The following is a 14,926-nucleotide window of genomic DNA, read 5'->3' as shown; positions in this document are numbered from 1 at the left end:
GCAGATGACCATCACCTCCCTCCTCGTCGCCAACCGGGGCGAGATCGCCGTCCGGATCTTCCGCACGGCGCGCGCCCTGGGCCTGGCCACCGTCGCCGTCCACTCCGACCCCGACGCGGACGCCCTGCACGTCCGCGAGGCCGACGCGGCCGTCCGGCTGCCCGGCGCCGCCCCCGCCGACACCTACCTGCGCGGCGACCTGATCATCGGGGCCGCCCTCGCCGCGGGCGCCGACGCCGTCCATCCCGGCTACGGCTTCCTCTCAGAGAACGCCGACTTCGCCCGGCAGGTCCGCGCGGCCGGTCTGACCTGGGTCGGCCCGCCGCCGGAGGCCATCGAGGCCATGGCCTCCAAGACCCGGGCCAAGGAGCTGATGCGCGCCGCCGGAGTCCCCCTCCTCGACCCCGTCGACCCGGCCGGCGCCACCCCCGCGGACCTCCCCCTGCTCCTCAAGGCCGCGGCGGGCGGCGGGGGCCGCGGCATGCGCGTCGTACGCGACCTGGACTCCCTCAAGGAGTCCCTCGACGCCGCGTCCGCCGAGGCCCTCTCGGCCTTCGGGGACGGGGAGGTCTTCGCGGAGCCCTACGTGGAACGCGGCCGCCACGTCGAGGTGCAGGTCCTCGCCGACGCCCACGGCACCGTCTGGGCGCTCGGCACCCGCGACTGCTCCCTCCAGCGCCGCCACCAGAAGGTCATCGAGGAGGCCCCCGCCCCCGGCCTGCCCGCCGCCCTGCGCGACGCCCTGCACACCGCGGCCGTCGCCGCCGCCCGCGCCGTCTCCTACCGGGGCGCCGGCACCGTCGAGTTCCTCGTCACCGAGGACGGCCGCCCGTACTTCCTGGAGATGAACACCCGCCTCCAGGTCGAACACCCGGTCACCGAAGCCGTCTTCGGGCTCGACCTCGTCGCCCTCCAGCTCCGCGTCGCCGAGGGGACGGCCCTGCCCGTCACGCCCCCGGAGCCCTCCGGCCACGCCGTGGAGGCCCGCCTCTACGCCGAGGACCCGGCGAGGGACTGGCGCCCGCAGACCGGGGTCCTGCACACCCTGGACTTCCCCGCCGGGGTCCGCGTCGACACCGGCTTCAGCGCGGGCGACCAGGTCGGCGTCCACTACGACCCGATGCTGGCCAAGGTCGTCGCGCACGCGCCGACCCGCGCCGAGGCGGTCCGGATCCTCGCCCACGCCCTCGCGGGCGCCCGCATCCACGGCCTGACCACCAACCGCGAACTCCTCGTGGGCTCCCTGCGCCACCCGGACTTCGCCTCCGGCAGCGTCGACACCGGCTTCTACGACCGCCACCTCGCCGCCCTCACCGAGGAGACCCCCGATCCCGCCCTGGCCGCCCTGGCCGCCGCCCTCGCCGAAGCCGCCCCGGAGGCCGACGCCCCGCTGGCCTCCCGGCTGGGCGGCTGGCGCAACCTCCGCTCCCGGCCCCACACCCGCCGCTACACCGCGGCGGGCACCGAGCACGAGGTCCAGTACCACCCCGTGAACCGTCCCGGCGTCCGCGTCCTGGCCGCCACGCCCACCCTCGTCACCCTCGAAGTCGACGGCGTCAGGCGCGTGTTCCACGTGAAACGCGAATCGAACACGCTCTACGTCGACTCCGTCCTCGGCGCCCACGCCCTCGTCCCCGTCCCCCGGTTCCCCGATCCTCAGGACCGCACCGAACCGGGCTCCCTGCTCGCCCCCATGCCCGGCACCGTCGTCCGCGTCGCCGAGGGACTCGCCCCCGGCACCGCCGTCACCGCCGGGCAGCCTCTGCTCTGGCTGGAGGCCATGAAGATGGAGCACCGCATCCTCGCTCCGGCCTCCGGCACGCTCACCGCGCTCCACGCCGCCACCGGCCAACAGGTCGAGTTCGGCGCCCTGCTCGCCGTAGTCCAGGAGGAAACGCCACGATGAGCTCCACCCTCGAATCCAAGGAACACCAGGCCCTGCGCGCGGCGGTGGCCGCCCTCGGCCAGAAGTACGGCCGCGAGTACCTGGCCCGCACCGCCCGGGAGGGCGGCCACCCCGACGAGCTGTGGGCGGACGCCGCCCGGCTCGGCTACCTCGGCGTCAGCATCCCCGAGGAGTACGGCGGCGGGGGCGGCGGCATCACCGAACTCTCCCTCGTCCTCGAAGAACTCGGGGCCGCCGGCTGCCCCCTCCTGATGATGGTCGTCTCGCCCGCCATCTGCGGCACGGTCATCGCCCGCTTCGGCACCGACGCCCAGAAGCGGACCTGGCTCCCCGGCCTCGCCGACGGCACCCGCACCATGGCCTTCGGCATCACCGAACCCGACGCCGGCTCCAACTCCCACCGCATCACCACCACGGCCCGCCGCGACGGCGACGAGTGGGTCCTCACCGGCCGCAAGGTCTTCATATCCGGCGTGGACATCGCCGACGCCACCCTGATCGTGGGCCGCACCGAGGACGCGAAGACCGGCAGCCTCAAGCCCTGCCTCTTCATCGTCCCCCGCGACGCCCCCGGCTTCGGCCGCTCGGTGATCGACATGGAACTCCAGGCCGCGGAAAAGCAGTTCGAACTCACCCTGGACGAAGTCCGCCTGCCGGCGGACGCCCTGGTCGGCGACGAGGACGCGGGCCTCCTGCAACTCTTCGCGGGCCTGAACCCCGAGCGCATCATGACGGCCGCCTTCGCCATCGGGATGGGCCGCTACGCCCTCGCCAAGGCGGTGGACTACGCCCGCACCCGCCAGGTCTGGAAGCAGCCCATCGGCGCCCACCAGGCCATCGCCCACCCCCTGGCGGCCGCCCACATCGACCTGGAACTGGCCCGCCTGATGATGCAGAAGGCGGCCCAGCTCTACGACGCGGGCGACGACATGGGCGCGGGCGAGGCCGCCAACATGGCCAAGTACGCCGCCGCCGAAGCCTGCGTCAAGGCGGTGGACCAGTCCGTCCACACCCTGGGCGGCAACGGCCTCACCCGCGAGTACGGCCTGGCCTCCCTCATCACCGCGTCCCGCGTCGCCCGCATCGCCCCGGTCAGCCGCGAAATGATCCTCAACTTCGTCTCCCACCAGTCCCTGGGCCTCCCCAAGTCCTACTGAGCCGTGCCCCTGCCGGGGCCGGGGACGGGGCGGGGTGTCGTCCGGGACGTAGAACGTGATTTGTTGGCGCGAGGTGCCGCCCGCACACTCGGATACGGAGGGGCGCCCTACATCATGCAGTCCCGGACGACACCCCGCCCCGGCCCCGTCCCCAGCCCCCGACCCGCCCGGCCAGGGCGCCCGCAGACCCCCTCCGGAGGAGACATGGCCCCACCAGTGCACGCCGCCCGGGCGACCGGCATCACCACGCTCACCCTCGACTCCCCGGCCAACCGCAACGCCCTCTCCACGGACCTCGTCGCAGGCCTCCGTGCGGCCCTCGCCGCCGCCGCGGCCGACCCCGGGACCCGCGCGGTCGTCCTGACCCACACCGGCAGCACCTTCTGCGCGGGCGCCGACCTCAAGTCCCCCTGCGATCCGGCCGACTTCCTCGCCCTGCTCCGCGAACTCGCCGAGCTGCCCAAGCCCGTCGTCGCCCGCGTCACCGGACACGTCCGGGCCGGCGGCCTCGGCCTGCTCGGCGCCTGCGACATCGCCGCCGCCGGCCCGGGATCCTCGTACGCCTTCACCGAGACCCACCTCGGCCTGGCCCCCGCCGTGATCTCGATGTCCCTGCTGCCGCGGCTCGACCCGCGCGCCGCGTCCCGCTACTTCCTGACCGCGGAGCCCTTCGACGCCGCCGAGGCGACCCGCATCGGCCTGCTCACGCTGCACGCCCCCGACGACGTCGACGCGGCGCTGCGCCCCGTCCTGGACGGCCTGCGCAAGGCCTCCCCGCAGGCCCTGGCCGAGACCAAGGCCCTGGTCACCGCCGGGCTGCGGGAGACCCTGGACCGGGACGGCGCACGCCTGACGGAACTCTCCGCGCGCCTCTTCGCCTCCGCGGAGGCCCGCGAGGGCATCACCGCCCGCTTCGAGCGCAGGGACCCGTCATGGGCACGATGACCGACACCCCGCAGGGCGGCATCCCGCGCGCCCGCCAGGAACCCAAGCAGGCCCGCAGCCGGGTCACCCGCCGCCACCTCCTGGAGGCGGCCGTCTCCTGCCTCGCGGAGCACGGCTGGGCGGGCTCCACGGTCGGCGTGGTCGCCGAACGCGCCGGCGTCTCGCGCGGCGCCGCCCAGCACCACTTCCCGACCCGCGAGGTCCTCTTCACGGCGGCCGTGGAGTACGTCTCCGAGGAGCGCTCCACCGCCCTGCGCGAACTCTTCCACTCGGCCCCGGCCCCGCGTCCGGCGGTCGTCGAGGCCCTGGTCGACCTGTACACGGGCGCGCTCTTCCGGGCCGCGCTCCAGCTGTGGGTCGCGGCCTCCAACGAGGAGCAGCTGCGCCCCCGGGTCACCGAGCTGGAGGCCCGCGTGGGCCGTGAGACGCACCGGATCGCGGTGGAGCTGCTGGGGGCGGACGAGTCGGTCCCCGGCGTACGGGAGACCGTGCAGGGCCTCCTGGACATGGCCCGGGGCCTGGGCCTGGCCAACGTCCTCACCGACGACACGGCCCGCCGGGCCCGGGTGGTGGCCCAGTGGTCCCGGATCATCGAGGACGCGCTCACGTGACGCACGGGGGCGCCGCACCCGGACCGGGTACGGCGCCCTCCGCGTACGCCCGGATCAGGCGGTCTCGGCGATGTCCGCGTAGCCCTCGATGTCGGCGGGGTTGCGGCGCCCCGGCCCCACGTAGCGGGCCGACGGCCGCACCAGCCGCCCGGTGCGCTTCTGCTCCAGGATGTGCGCCGACCAGCCGGCGGTACGGGCGCAGCTGAACATGGAGGTGAACATGTGCGCCGGGACCTCCGCGAAGTCCAGCATGATCGCGGCCCAGAACTCCACGTTGGTCGCCAGCACCCGGTCGGGGCGGCGGGCGTGCAGCTCCTCCAGGGCGGCCTTCTCCAGGGCGGCGGCGACCTCGTAGCGCGGGGCGTCCAGCTCCTTGGCGGTGCGCCGCAGCACGCGGGCGCGGGGGTCCTCGGCGCGGTAGACGCGGTGCCCGAAGCCCATCAGCCGCTCGCCCTTGTCCAGGGCCTTCTTCACGTAGGCCACGGCGTCGCCGGTGCGCTCGATCTCCTCGATCATGCCGAGGACGCGCGAGGGCGCCCCGCCGTGCAGCGGCCCGGACATCGCGCCCACGGCGCCGGACAGCGCCGCGGCGACGTCGGCACCGGTCGAGGCGATCACCCGGGCGGTGAAGGTGGAGGCGTTCATGCCGTGCTCGGCGGCCGAGGTCCAGTAGGCGTCGACGGCCTTGACGTGCTTGGGGTCGGGCTCGCCCCGCCAGCGGATCATGAACCGCTCGACGACGGACTCGGCCTTGTCGATCTCGCGCTGCGGCACCATCGGCAGGCCCTGGCCGCGGGCGGACTGGGCGACGTAGGACAGCGCCATGACGGCGGCCCGCGCCAGGTCGTCGCGCGCGGTCCGCTCGTCGATGTCCAGCAGCGGTTTCAGGCCCCAGACCGGCGCGAGCATGGCCAGGGCGGACTGCACGTCGACGCGGATGTCGCCCGAGTGCACCGGGATGGGGAAGGGCTCGGCGGCCGGCAGGCCGGGGTTGAACGCTCCGTCGACCAGCAGGCCCCACACGTTCCCGAAGGAGACGTGGCCGACCAGGTCTTCGATGTCCACCCCCCGGTAGCGGAGCGATCCGCCTTCCTTGTCGGGCTCGGCGATCTCCGTCTCGAACGCGACGACCCCTTCGAGTCCGGGTACGAAATCGGACATCAGGCGGCTCCTCAGATAGTGCGAACACGCGCGGTTCCCGGCGTGATTCGCGGTCCGGCGCGGTCATCCCCGTTGATGCCCGGCACGGCCGATGGTCATCCGTGCGGGGACCCTCGGACCGGCCCCAAGATTTTGTCCGTTCCACCGGGGGTTCGGAAGCGTGACATACGGCACACCCCCGGGTGCCGTCCTGCGGCAGGATGGCCCGCGTGACCGATCAGGACCTTGACCCCGCCGTCATGCGCAAGCAGTACCGCTCCGAGATCGTCGAGGAGGGGAGCCTCGCCGACACCCCCATGGCGCAGTTCGCCCGCTGGTTCCAGCAGGCCGCGGACGCGCACGTCTTCGAGCCCAACGCGATGGTCGTCTCGACGGCCACCCCCGAGGGCCGCCCCAGCTCCCGCACGGTGCTGCTGAAGCAGTTCGACGAGCGGGGCTTCGTGTTCTTCACGAACTACGGCTCCCGCAAGGGCCGCGAGATCGAGGCGAACCCGTACGTCTCGCTGCTCTTCCCCTGGCATCCGATCGCCCGCCAGGTCGTCGTCACCGGCACGGCCTCCCGGGTCGGCCGCGACGAGACGGCCGCCTACTTCCGCTCCCGCCCCCACGGCTCCCAGCTGGGCGCCTGGGCGAGCGAGCAGTCCCGGGTGATCGGCTCGCGGGCGGAGCTGGACCGCCGGTACGCGGAGCTGGAGGCCCGCTACCCGGAGGGCGAGCAGGTCCCGGTGCCGACGGAGTGGGGCGGGCTGCGCGTGGAGCCCGACATGGTGGAGTTCTGGCAGGGGCACGAGAACCGGCTGCACGACCGGCTGCGCTACGCCCTGGAGGACGGGAAGTGGCGCGTGGACCGTCTCTGCCCCTGACGGCGGGCCCGCCCGGGCGGTACCGCGGCGCCGGGGCGGGACATGCAGACGACCCGCGGGCTCGGGTTCCTCTCCTGCAGTGAGAGGAGCCGGCCGGACGTACCGGCGAGCCCGCGGGTCGGGTGACTGCTTGGGATTGGCGCTCGGCGATCCCGCCGGGCACCGCACTGGGTGCGTGCGACGACGGGCCCTTAGCCCGCAGCCACCTCACGCGTCCGGTTTCCGTACATTTCGGGAACCACCTCCCTTCTCGTGTACGGCAGAGCCTAGGCCTCCTGCCGGAGGTCCTCAACCCTATTTATCGGGCTCCGATCGACCCCCTCAACTCCCCTTCTTCGCAGAGCGGTTACTCCCTACACTGGCCCTCCGCCATCGGGGGAGGGGTGTGCATGAGCGCCGAGCTGCTGCCGCGCGACTACCGGATCGGATCCCGGCAGATGTCCGCCGCGTACGTCGCGGTCGGCATCGGTACGCCGGGCGTCGTCCTGTCCGTGCTCAACCTGGACGACGTGGCCGCCGGGGTGAAACTGGTGCTCATCGCGGTGGTCCTGGTCCTCTTCGGCTGGCTGCTGTGGGCCTCCAAGCGCTGCGCGACCTCCGCCGACCTCAAGGGCGTGCGGGTCCGCCGCTTCACCGGGAGCCGTCGCCTGGCCTGGGAGGAGATCCAGGAGATCCGGGCCGTGCCCAATCCGAATGCCGCGATGAACAAGAACCAGCCGCGCGTGATCTCGTACGCCTACGACTCCACGGGCCGCCGCGTCCAGCTCATGTACGTGGACGACAACCACGTCGACGTCGCGCGCGAGATCGGCCTGATCCGGGCCGCCTGGGAGGAGCTGCGCGGCCCGGACTGGGAGCGGGATCCGCAGGCGCTGGCCCGCATGGAGCGGCAGGCGGTCCGCGAGGGCCGGATGATGGCCGGGATGCTCTGGGGGTGCGGGATCTTCTTCGTGGCCCTCGTCATCGTGCTGGTCGTCGTCATCGCCGGCAGCTGACCGGGCAGAACGGACATTCCTGGATGATTCCGGGAAGTGGGTGTGGTGTGGGTCACGTTCCAGTTCAATGATCTGACGTGCCGCACACGCGAACACCTGCAGGGGGTGCCAGGTGAGTGCTTCCGGACGTTCCGATACCGCCGACGATCTGCTCGCAGCGCTGCTCGACGGGATGGACGCCGCCTTGTGCGCGTTCGACTCCGACGGCGTGATCACCCACTGGAACCGCGAGGCCGAGCGGATCCTCGGCTGGACCGCGATCGAGGCGGTCGGCCGCAAGGGCTTCGCCGGCTGGGCGGTGCGCGCCGCCGACGCGGACGACGTGCAGGAGCGGCTGATGTCCGCCCAGCACGTGCCCGGCCGCCAGGTCCACGAGTTCGCCCTGCTGACCAAGGACGGCGGACGGATCCTCGTACGGACCCAGTCCGCCGGGGTGCCGGGCGCCGACGGGAAACCGGCGGGCGTCTACTGCGCCTTCAGCGAGGTGCACGCCCAGATCGACCTGGAACGGTCCATCGCCCTCAGCGAGGCGCTGCTGGAGGACGCCTCCTGGGGCGTCGTCCTCGTCGACGTCGACCTGCGCCCGGCGGTGGTCAACGCGCACGCCGCCCGCGCCTTCGGATCCGGGCGCACCGCGCTGCTCGGCCGCCCGCTCGGGGACCTGCTGGCGCAGGGCGTCGAGGAGCTGGAGGGCGCGCTCCAGCACGTGCTGGCCGAGGGGGCGCCGCCGGCCCCGCTGGAGCTGTGGGTGTCGGTGAAGACCCCCGAGGGCATCCGGCGGCGCTGCTGGCGCTGCGGGTTCCTGCGGCTGGCCTCGCCGCTCGCGGAGGAGCCGGTGCCGCTGGGGGTCGGCTGGCTGTTCCAGGACGTCACCGAGGCCCGGCAGGCCGAGCTGGACACCGGGCAGCTGCGCTTCCGCGCCCACCAGCTGCACCGGGCGGGGCGGGCCGCCGCCGAGTGCGAGGACCCGGCGGAGGCGGCCTCCGTCCGGCTGGACTTCGCCCTGGCGGGCTTCGCGGAACACGCGCTGGTCGACGTACTGGAGGCGGACGGGCCGCAGCGCAGGCTCGTCCGGTCGGGCGCGTCGCCGTCCGGGCTGGCCCTGCTGCTGCCCGGACCGGGCGCGGTCCCGGTCCGCTACGAGGCGGCGCACCCGGCGTTCCAGGCCCTGGACCGGATCGGCCCGGTCCGGGCCAGCGCCCCCGCCACCGGCACCGGCCCGGACGGGAACTGGGCCCGGACCCGGCGGTGGCCGGCCGGGGCGGCGCACGCGCTGTGCACGGTCCTGCGCAGCCGCGGCCGGACCCTGGGCACCCTGACCTTCCTGCGGGGCCCCTCCCGCCCCGCCTTCGACCGCACGGACGCCCTGTACGCGGAGGAGGTGGCGGCCCGCGTCGCGGCCGACCTCGACCTGGCGGCGCGCCCGGGCACCGGCTGAGGGGCCGCTAGGGGGTGCTCCGGCCGCTCGGGGCGGGGGTGGGCGGACCCCATACGTGGGCCGGGGTGACGATCTTCGTCACGGCGCGCGCGAACTGGCCGCTGAGCGAGCCGCCCCGGTCGATGTCGGAGTTGACCAGGACCACGAGCGTGCCCTTGTTCCCGGGGAGCCCGACGGCGATCGTCTCGTAGCCGGGCAGTTCGCCGTTGTGCCCGACCCAGCCGTCGAACTCCGCGATCCCCAGCCCGTACGAGACGTCGGAGACGCCCGTCGGCCGCAGGCGCAGCCGCTGCGCCTGCGTCGCCGGGCTCAGCAGCTTTCCGCCGACCAGCGCGGGCACCCAGGCCCGCAGGTCCTCCAGGTCGGAGGTCATCGCCCCGGCGGCCCAGCCCCAGGAGGGGTTCCAGTCGGTGGCGTCGGTGACGGCCCCGTCCGGGCTGAAGTCCGTGTAGCCCCGGGAGTGCGGTTCGGGGAACTCGCTGCCGGACGGCAGGGCGGTGGCGGACAGCTTCAGCGGGTCGAGCACGTGCTCCCGGAGGTAGCCGGCCAGCGGCTGCCCGGAGACCTTCTCCACCAGCAGGCCGAGGAGGACCGTGTTGGTGTTGCTGTACTGCCACTTCGCGTCCGGGGCGAAGTCCGGCGGGTGGGCGAAGGCGTAGCCGAGGACCTCCCGCGGGGTGAAGGAGCGGTGGGGGTCGGCGCGCAGCGCGTCGAGGAACTTCGGGTCGTCGGTGTAGTTGTAGAGCCCGCTGCGCATGCCCGCGAGCTGGCGCACGGTGATGTTCCCGCCGCCGGGGACCCCGTCGACGTACTTCGAGACCGGGTCGTCCAGGCGCACCCGGCCCCGGTCGACGAGCTGGAGGACGGCGGTGACGGCGAAGGTCTTGGTGACGCTGCCGATCCGCGTGTACATGTCGGTCTTCATCGGGGCGCGGGTCCTGGTGTCGGAGACCCCGAAGGCCTTGGCGTACGCGCCGCGGCCGGGGATCCACAGGCCCACGGTGACGCCCGGGGCGCCGGTCTTCTTCAGGACGGCGGCGATCGCGGCGTCGAGCCGTTGGACGGTCGCGGGGTCGAAGGCGTCGCGGGCGGGGGCGGCGGTCGTCAGGAGGGCCGCCGGGGCCGGGGCGGCGGCGGGGGCGGCCGGGGCGGCCGCGGTGCCGGCGAGGGCCAGCAGGAGGGCGGCGGCGCAGGCGGCGGGCGCACTCGCCCGGCGGGTGCGGGCGCGGGGTGCGCGGGGGGTGGGGCGGGGCGTGCGCATGGGGGTACCTCCGGTCCCCGGGGCCCCGAGCGGCGATCACTCCATCGTAGGAAGCCCCGCCGCCCCGGGCGACCCGCGGCGCGCAGGCACCCCGTGCGCCCGTTGCGCGCCGCGCCGCGCCCCTCAGTGGCGGAAGAAGATCCGGTCGCCGTACTCCTGCATGACGCGGCCGTTCCATTCGTGGCCGCCGTCCACGTTGCCCGAGCGCAGCAGCGGCGGCTCCAGGCCGCGCGCGGCGATCTCGCCGGCCGCCGCCGCCATGACCGCCTGCATGATCGCGCTGGTCACCACCGTGGAGGCGGGGGCGAAGGGGGCGTCGATGCCGTCGGCCGTCAGCTCGGCGTCACCGACCGCGATCTTGCTGTCGAGGACGATGTCGCAGTGGTCCTTGAGGTACGTGCCCGACACGTGCCGGGACTTGGTCCCCGTCGCGTAGGCCACCGAGGTCACCCCGATGACCTTGAGGCCGATGGCCCGCGCGTTCATGGCCATCTCGACCGGCAGCGCGTTGCGGCCCGAGAGGGAGATGATCACGAGGACGTCGCCCTCGGAGGCGGGGCTGCTGTCCAGGACCGCCCCGGCCAGGCCGTCGACCCGCTCCAGCGCGCTGCCCAGGGTGGCGGGCATGACGTCGACGCCGGCCGTGCCGGGGACGGCCAGGAAGTTCATCAGGGCGAGGCCCCCCGCCCGGTAGACCACGTCCTGGGCCGGCAGCGAGGAGTGTCCGGCGCCGAAGGCGAACAGCCGCTTCCCGCCCGCGACGGCCTCCGCGATCACCGTCCCGGCCTCGGCGATCCGGGCCCCCTCCTCGTCCCGGACCCGCTCCAGCAGGCCGATGGCGGCGTCGAAGAACTGCCCGGCCAGCTTGCTCTCGCTCATACGCCGAAGGCCCTTCCAGGGTGGGGTGCGGTGGGTGCGTCGTCGGTGTCCGCCGCTCACCGTGCGGTCTGGACCAAGGGCGTGTCAATACGGACGTCAATCCGCGGACCGAAGGCCTGGTACACGTGCGCGTGCCGTTCCCGGGGAGTATCGGAGGGCTTCCCGGGAGATGTCCCGTACATGCCTTGACGCTCGGCGCGGGACGGTTGTCGGCCCGATGCGTCAGAATTGGGGACAGGGCCAGCGCACGCAATCCGAGGGGCACGAATGTCCGGACTGATCGACACCACGGAGATGTATCTCCGCACCATCCTGGAGCTGGAAGAGGAAGGTGTGGTCCCCATGCGCGCCCGGATCGCCGAGCGGCTGGACCAGAGCGGCCCGACGGTGAGCCAGACGGTGGCGCGCATGGAGCGTGACGGCCTGGTGGCGGTCGCCAGCGACCGGCACCTTGAGCTGACGGACGAGGGCCGCAAGCTCGCGACGCGGGTGATGCGCAAGCACCGCCTCGCCGAGTGCCTGCTCGTCGACGTCATCGGGCTGGAATGGGAGCAGGTGCACGCCGAGGCCTGCCGCTGGGAGCACGTGATGAGCGAGGCGGTGGAGCGGCGCGTGCTCGAACTGCTGCGCCACCCGACCGAGTCGCCGTACGGGAACCCGATCCCGGGGCTGGAGGAACTGGGGGAGAAGGCCGAGGCCGATCCGTTCCTGGAGGACGGCATGGTCAGCCTGTCGGAGCTGGCTCCGGGCAGCGAGGGCAAGACGGTCGTCGTCCGCCGGATCGGGGAGCCGATCCAGACCGACGCCCAGCTGATGTACACGCTGCGCCGGGCGGGCGTGCAGCCCGGTTCGGTGGTGAGCGTGACGGAGTCCCCGGGCGGGGTGCTGGTCGGCAGCGGCGGCGAGGCCGCCGAGCTGGACGCCGAGATCGCCTCGCACGTCTTCGTCGCCAAGCGCTGACGTCCGCCGTACGGGGCGGGGTCGTGCGAAGGGTCCCGGCGCCTCACGGCGCCGGGACCCTTCCTCCCCCGGCTGACCTGGAGCCCCGAGCTCTCAAGGTCATCCCCTTCGGACCGTCTTCCCCGAGCGGCCCGCCTCCCTGTGGAAAGGATCTCCATCGGCAGCGGCGGCCAATCCTTGAGCAAGGTCACTCGAAAGAGCGGTGTTGTCGACGAGAAGCCCGGTTTCGAATGCGGGTTCGATAGTCTGGCCGGGAGCGAAGGGGGTGCATCTGCGGTGGTACAGCGCATCGATGTGACGGGGGCCGACGGCGTCCGCCTTGCCGCCTGGGAGTTCCGTGAACCGCCCGCGGAGCCACGGCATCCGCCGGTCCTGTTACTCCATGGCCTGATGGGCCGTGCCCTGCACTGGGCCGGCACGGCGCGCTGGCTCGGCGAGGACCGCCGGGTCGTGGCCCTGGACCAGCGCGGGCACGGCCAGAGCGAGTGGCCGCCCGCAGACGCCGACCTCCGCGGAGCCCTGGGCCGCGAGGCCTTCGTGGCCGACGCCGAGGCCGTCATCGAGCGGCTCGGCCTCGCCCCCGTGGTCCTGATCGGCCATTCCATGGGCGCCCTCACCGCCTGGCAGCTCGCGGCCCGCCGCCCCGAGCTCGTCCAGGCCGTGGTCATCTGCGACATGAGGGCCTCCGCGCTCGGCGAGGCCTCGCAGCAGGAGTGGGAGGAATGGTTCCGGCGCTGGCCGCTGCCCTTCCCCACCCAGGACGCCGCCCGCCGCTGGTTCGGCGAGGACGATCCCCGGGTGGAGCGCCCCGACCCCGGCCGCGGCGCCTTCTTCGCCGAGGTCATGCACCGCGCCCCGGACGGCTGGCGCCCGCTCTTCTCCCGCCACCAGATGCTGACGGCCCGCGCGACCTGGGTCCACGACGCCCACTGGGAGGAGCTGGCCCAGGTCCGCTGCCCCACCCTGGTCGTCCGCGGTCTCGACGGCGAGCTGGGCCGCGCGGAGGCGCAGGAGATGGTCCGCGTCCTGCCGGCCGGCCGGTACGCCGAGATCCCCGACGCCGGCCACTACCTCCACTACGACCAGCCGGCCGCCTGGCGGGCCGCCCTGGAACCCTTCCTGGACTCCGTCACGGCCGCCGCCCCCTGAGCCCCGTCACACTCCACGGCTTCCCCCGGCGAGCGGTCCGGGGGGAGCCGGGGAAGTCGGGGAAGCCGGCGGCGGGGGCGGCGGCCCGGCGGCGGATCAGCCGGCGATGGCGACCCAGTCGCCGGTGCGCTCCTTGGGGATCCACGCGGTGCGCGAGACGATCGTGGCGCCGGTGCACTTGGCGTTGTAGTAGGTCTGGTAGGAGACCTGGCCGACCCACCAGTAGCCGTTGACGTTGTACCACTCCTCACCTTCGGTGAAGAAGCAGCGGCTGACCGGCTGGCCGTTCTGGTTCGTGCCGGTGATCTTGATCGAGTAGGCGTGCGGGGCGTTGGGCGCCTGTACGTCGTGGAAGACGATCTGCTGGCCGTTCGACCCGGCGAAGGCGGCACCCGCGCCACCGATGACGGAGGAGGCGGCCAGGCCGGCGGCGGCCAGGCCCATGAGGAACTTCTTGGATGAGGTCATACCCCGACGCTAGATGATCTTGAAGGTCCGCCGGCCCGCCCCGCCCGCGCCCCCTCCGTCAACTCCCGTACGCCACAAGGGAATCGGGGCAGGGGCGGCTGCCCGCGGGCCCCGGATCTGCGTGCATCGTCAACACATCCTGCGCGCAGTGCAAACCGGGCGGCCCTTGCGCACCCGACCGGAGCGGGCACGGGATGTCGGGTGCGGCAGGCTTGGCCCCTCCTAACGTCGGTGATCGATAGGGAAGGAGGCCGGGGTTGCTGGATCGGCTGAACCAGGCCATGGAGCACATCGAGGGTCACCTCGACGGGCACGTCGAGGTGTCCGAGCTGGCGCGGATCACGGTCACGTCGGAGTACCACTTCCGGCGGCTGTTCTCCTCGCTCGCGGGGATGCCGCTGTCGGAGTACGTCCGGCGCCGGCGGCTCACCGTCGCGGCGGCCGACGTGCTGGCCGGGAAACCGACCTTGCTGGAGATCGCGGTCCGCTACGGCTACACCTCGGGGGAGGCCTTCGCCCGGGCGTTCCGCGCCCTGCACGGGGTCGGTCCCGGCGAGGCCAGGCGCACCGGCGCGGCTCTGAACGCGCAGCCCCGGCTGTCCTTCCGCCTCACCGTCGAAGGGAACAGCACCATGTGGTACCGCATCGTGGAGAAGGAAGCGTTCCGGGTCGTGGGCAAGAAGGCCCGCGTCCCGTTGATCTACCAGGGCGTCAACCCGCACATCGCCGAGCACATCCGGGGCATCCCGCCGGAGACGATGCTGCGGATCGCCGCCCTCTCGGACCAGGACCCGGAGGGGGTGGTGTCGGCAACCGTACGCCTGTCGGACGGATTCGAGGAGGGAAGCGAACTCGACTACTACCACGCGGTGGTGAGCACCGCCGCCGAGCCGCCCGAGGACCTCGACGTACTGGACTGCCCGGCCGGCACCTGGGCCGTGTTCGACAACTCCGGTCCGTTCCCCGAGGCGTTGCAGCAGATGTGGGGGGACGTGGCCGCCCGGTGGATCCCGTCCAACCCGTACGAGTACCGCCCCGGGCCGGAGATCCTGCGCACCCGTCCCTCGCAGGACGACCCGGCGTGGTCCGACGCCCAGCTGTGGATCCCGGTGGCCCGTACCGCGGTCTGACCC

At 73.5% G+C, this 14,926-nt stretch carries 14 protein-coding genes; 10 read left to right on the top strand and 4 right to left on the bottom strand.

From position 1 onward, the window contains the following. Positions 1-4: 4 nt before the first annotated feature. The 4 genes from SLAV_RS17050 (at position 5) to SLAV_RS17035 (ending at position 4,619) form a co-directional block, all read left to right on the top strand. On the top strand, positions 5-1,906 hold the full coding sequence (locus SLAV_RS17050) for an acetyl/propionyl/methylcrotonyl-CoA carboxylase subunit alpha (protein ID WP_030241364.1): 1,902 nt from the start codon (positions 5-7) through the stop codon (positions 1,904-1,906). Then, positions 1,903-3,063, top strand: a complete 1,161-nt coding sequence (locus SLAV_RS17045) for an acyl-CoA dehydrogenase family protein (protein ID WP_030241366.1) — start codon at positions 1,903-1,905, stop codon at positions 3,061-3,063. Before SLAV_RS17050 ends, SLAV_RS17045 begins: the two co-directional genes overlap by 4 nt. 204 nt (positions 3,064-3,267) lie before the next feature. Next, positions 3,268-4,008 carry an enoyl-CoA hydratase family protein gene (locus SLAV_RS17040; RefSeq protein WP_030241369.1) on the top strand — a complete coding sequence of 247 codons (741 nt, stop codon included), beginning with the start codon at positions 3,268-3,270 and terminating at the stop codon, positions 4,006-4,008. Further along, positions 3,996-4,619, top strand: coding sequence for a TetR/AcrR family transcriptional regulator (locus SLAV_RS17035; protein ID WP_030241370.1), 624 nt, complete (start codon positions 3,996-3,998; stop codon positions 4,617-4,619). Before SLAV_RS17040 ends, SLAV_RS17035 begins: the two co-directional genes overlap by 13 nt. Before the next feature lie 54 nt (positions 4,620-4,673). Here the strand turns inward: SLAV_RS17035 and SLAV_RS17030 are convergent, their stop codons facing one another. Next, entirely contained in the window at positions 4,674-5,780 is a 1,107-nt protein-coding gene (locus SLAV_RS17030; RefSeq protein WP_030241373.1) for a citrate synthase 2, read from the bottom strand. Positions 5,781-5,980: 200 nt separating this feature from the next. On the opposite strand from SLAV_RS17030, the gene pdxH reads away from it, so the two are divergent. The 3 genes from pdxH (at position 5,981) to SLAV_RS17015 (ending at position 9,076) form a co-directional block, all read left to right on the top strand. Further along, complete coding sequence (gene pdxH / locus SLAV_RS17025; protein WP_030241377.1) at positions 5,981-6,643, top strand: pyridoxamine 5'-phosphate oxidase; 663 nt, start codon at positions 5,981-5,983, stop codon at positions 6,641-6,643. Positions 6,644-7,032: 389 nt separating this feature from the next. Then, positions 7,033-7,638: a PH domain-containing protein gene (locus tag SLAV_RS17020; RefSeq protein ID WP_030241379.1), complete on the top strand. Its 606-nt coding sequence runs from the start codon at positions 7,033-7,035 to the stop codon at positions 7,636-7,638. Between the two features lie 112 nt (positions 7,639-7,750). Then, positions 7,751-9,076: a PAS domain-containing protein gene (locus SLAV_RS17015; RefSeq protein ID WP_030241382.1), complete on the top strand. Its 1,326-nt coding sequence runs from the start codon at positions 7,751-7,753 to the stop codon at positions 9,074-9,076. Between the two features lie 7 nt (positions 9,077-9,083). Here SLAV_RS17015 and SLAV_RS17010 read toward each other — a convergent pair whose 3' ends face one another. Continuing rightward, complete coding sequence (locus SLAV_RS17010) at positions 9,084-10,337, bottom strand: serine hydrolase domain-containing protein (protein ID WP_100660902.1); 1,254 nt, start codon at positions 10,335-10,337, stop codon at positions 9,084-9,086. Positions 10,338-10,460: 123 nt separating this feature from the next. After that, positions 10,461-11,216: an SIS domain-containing protein gene (locus SLAV_RS17005; protein ID WP_030241386.1), complete on the bottom strand. Its 756-nt coding sequence runs from the start codon at positions 11,214-11,216 to the stop codon at positions 10,461-10,463. Positions 11,217-11,483: 267 nt separating this feature from the next. On the opposite strand from SLAV_RS17005, the gene SLAV_RS17000 reads away from it, so the two are divergent. Beyond that, on the top strand, positions 11,484-12,176 hold the full coding sequence (locus tag SLAV_RS17000) for an iron-dependent transcriptional repressor DtxR (RefSeq protein ID WP_030241389.1): 693 nt from the start codon (positions 11,484-11,486) through the stop codon (positions 12,174-12,176). A gap of 276 nt (positions 12,177-12,452) precedes the next feature. Continuing rightward, entirely contained in the window at positions 12,453-13,325 is an 873-nt protein-coding gene (locus SLAV_RS16995; protein ID WP_030241391.1) for an alpha/beta fold hydrolase, read from the top strand. A gap of 96 nt (positions 13,326-13,421) precedes the next feature. Here SLAV_RS16995 and SLAV_RS16990 read toward each other — a convergent pair whose 3' ends face one another. Then, a complete protein-coding gene (locus SLAV_RS16990) occupies positions 13,422-13,793 on the bottom strand; it encodes a hypothetical protein (protein ID WP_030241394.1) in 372 nt (123 codons plus the stop codon). A 257-nt stretch (positions 13,794-14,050) separates the two neighbouring features. On the opposite strand from SLAV_RS16990, the gene SLAV_RS16985 reads away from it, so the two are divergent. After that, a complete protein-coding gene (locus SLAV_RS16985; protein ID WP_030241396.1) occupies positions 14,051-14,923 on the top strand; it encodes an AraC family transcriptional regulator in 873 nt (290 codons plus the stop codon). The last annotated feature ends 3 nt before the right edge of the window (positions 14,924-14,926 follow it).

The organism is Streptomyces lavendulae subsp. lavendulae (assembly GCF_002803845.1).
Classification (GTDB): Bacteria; Actinomycetota; Actinomycetes; order Streptomycetales; family Streptomycetaceae; genus Streptomyces; species Streptomyces lavendulae.
This window is presented reverse-complemented; position numbering and strand designations above follow the sequence as displayed.

What these genes read in the sequence shown, in the direction of transcription:
- SLAV_RS17020 (WP_030241379.1), top strand. Translation starts at nt 7,033, where the DNA reads ATGAGCGCCGAGCTGCTGCCGCGCGACTACCGGATCGGATCCCGGCAG.
- SLAV_RS17035 (WP_030241370.1), top strand. Translation starts at nt 3,996, where the DNA reads ATGGGCACGATGACCGACACCCCGCAGGGCGGCATCCCGCGCGCCCGC.
- SLAV_RS17005 (WP_030241386.1), bottom strand. Translation starts at nt 11,216, where the DNA reads ATGAGCGAGAGCAAGCTGGCCGGGCAGTTCTTCGACGCCGCCATCGGC.
- SLAV_RS17030 (WP_030241373.1), bottom strand. Translation starts at nt 5,780, where the DNA reads ATGTCCGATTTCGTACCCGGACTCGAAGGGGTCGTCGCGTTCGAGACG.
- SLAV_RS16990 (WP_030241394.1), bottom strand. Translation starts at nt 13,793, where the DNA reads ATGACCTCATCCAAGAAGTTCCTCATGGGCCTGGCCGCCGCCGGCCTG.
- SLAV_RS17050 (WP_030241364.1), top strand. Translation starts at nt 5, where the DNA reads ATGACCATCACCTCCCTCCTCGTCGCCAACCGGGGCGAGATCGCCGTC.
- SLAV_RS17040 (WP_030241369.1), top strand. Translation starts at nt 3,268, where the DNA reads ATGGCCCCACCAGTGCACGCCGCCCGGGCGACCGGCATCACCACGCTC.
- SLAV_RS17045 (WP_030241366.1), top strand. Translation starts at nt 1,903, where the DNA reads ATGAGCTCCACCCTCGAATCCAAGGAACACCAGGCCCTGCGCGCGGCG.
- SLAV_RS17000 (WP_030241389.1), top strand. Translation starts at nt 11,484, where the DNA reads ATGTCCGGACTGATCGACACCACGGAGATGTATCTCCGCACCATCCTG.
- pdxH (WP_030241377.1), top strand. Translation starts at nt 5,981, where the DNA reads ATGGCCCGCGTGACCGATCAGGACCTTGACCCCGCCGTCATGCGCAAG.
- SLAV_RS17010 (WP_100660902.1), bottom strand. Translation starts at nt 10,337, where the DNA reads ATGCGCACGCCCCGCCCCACCCCCCGCGCACCCCGCGCCCGCACCCGC.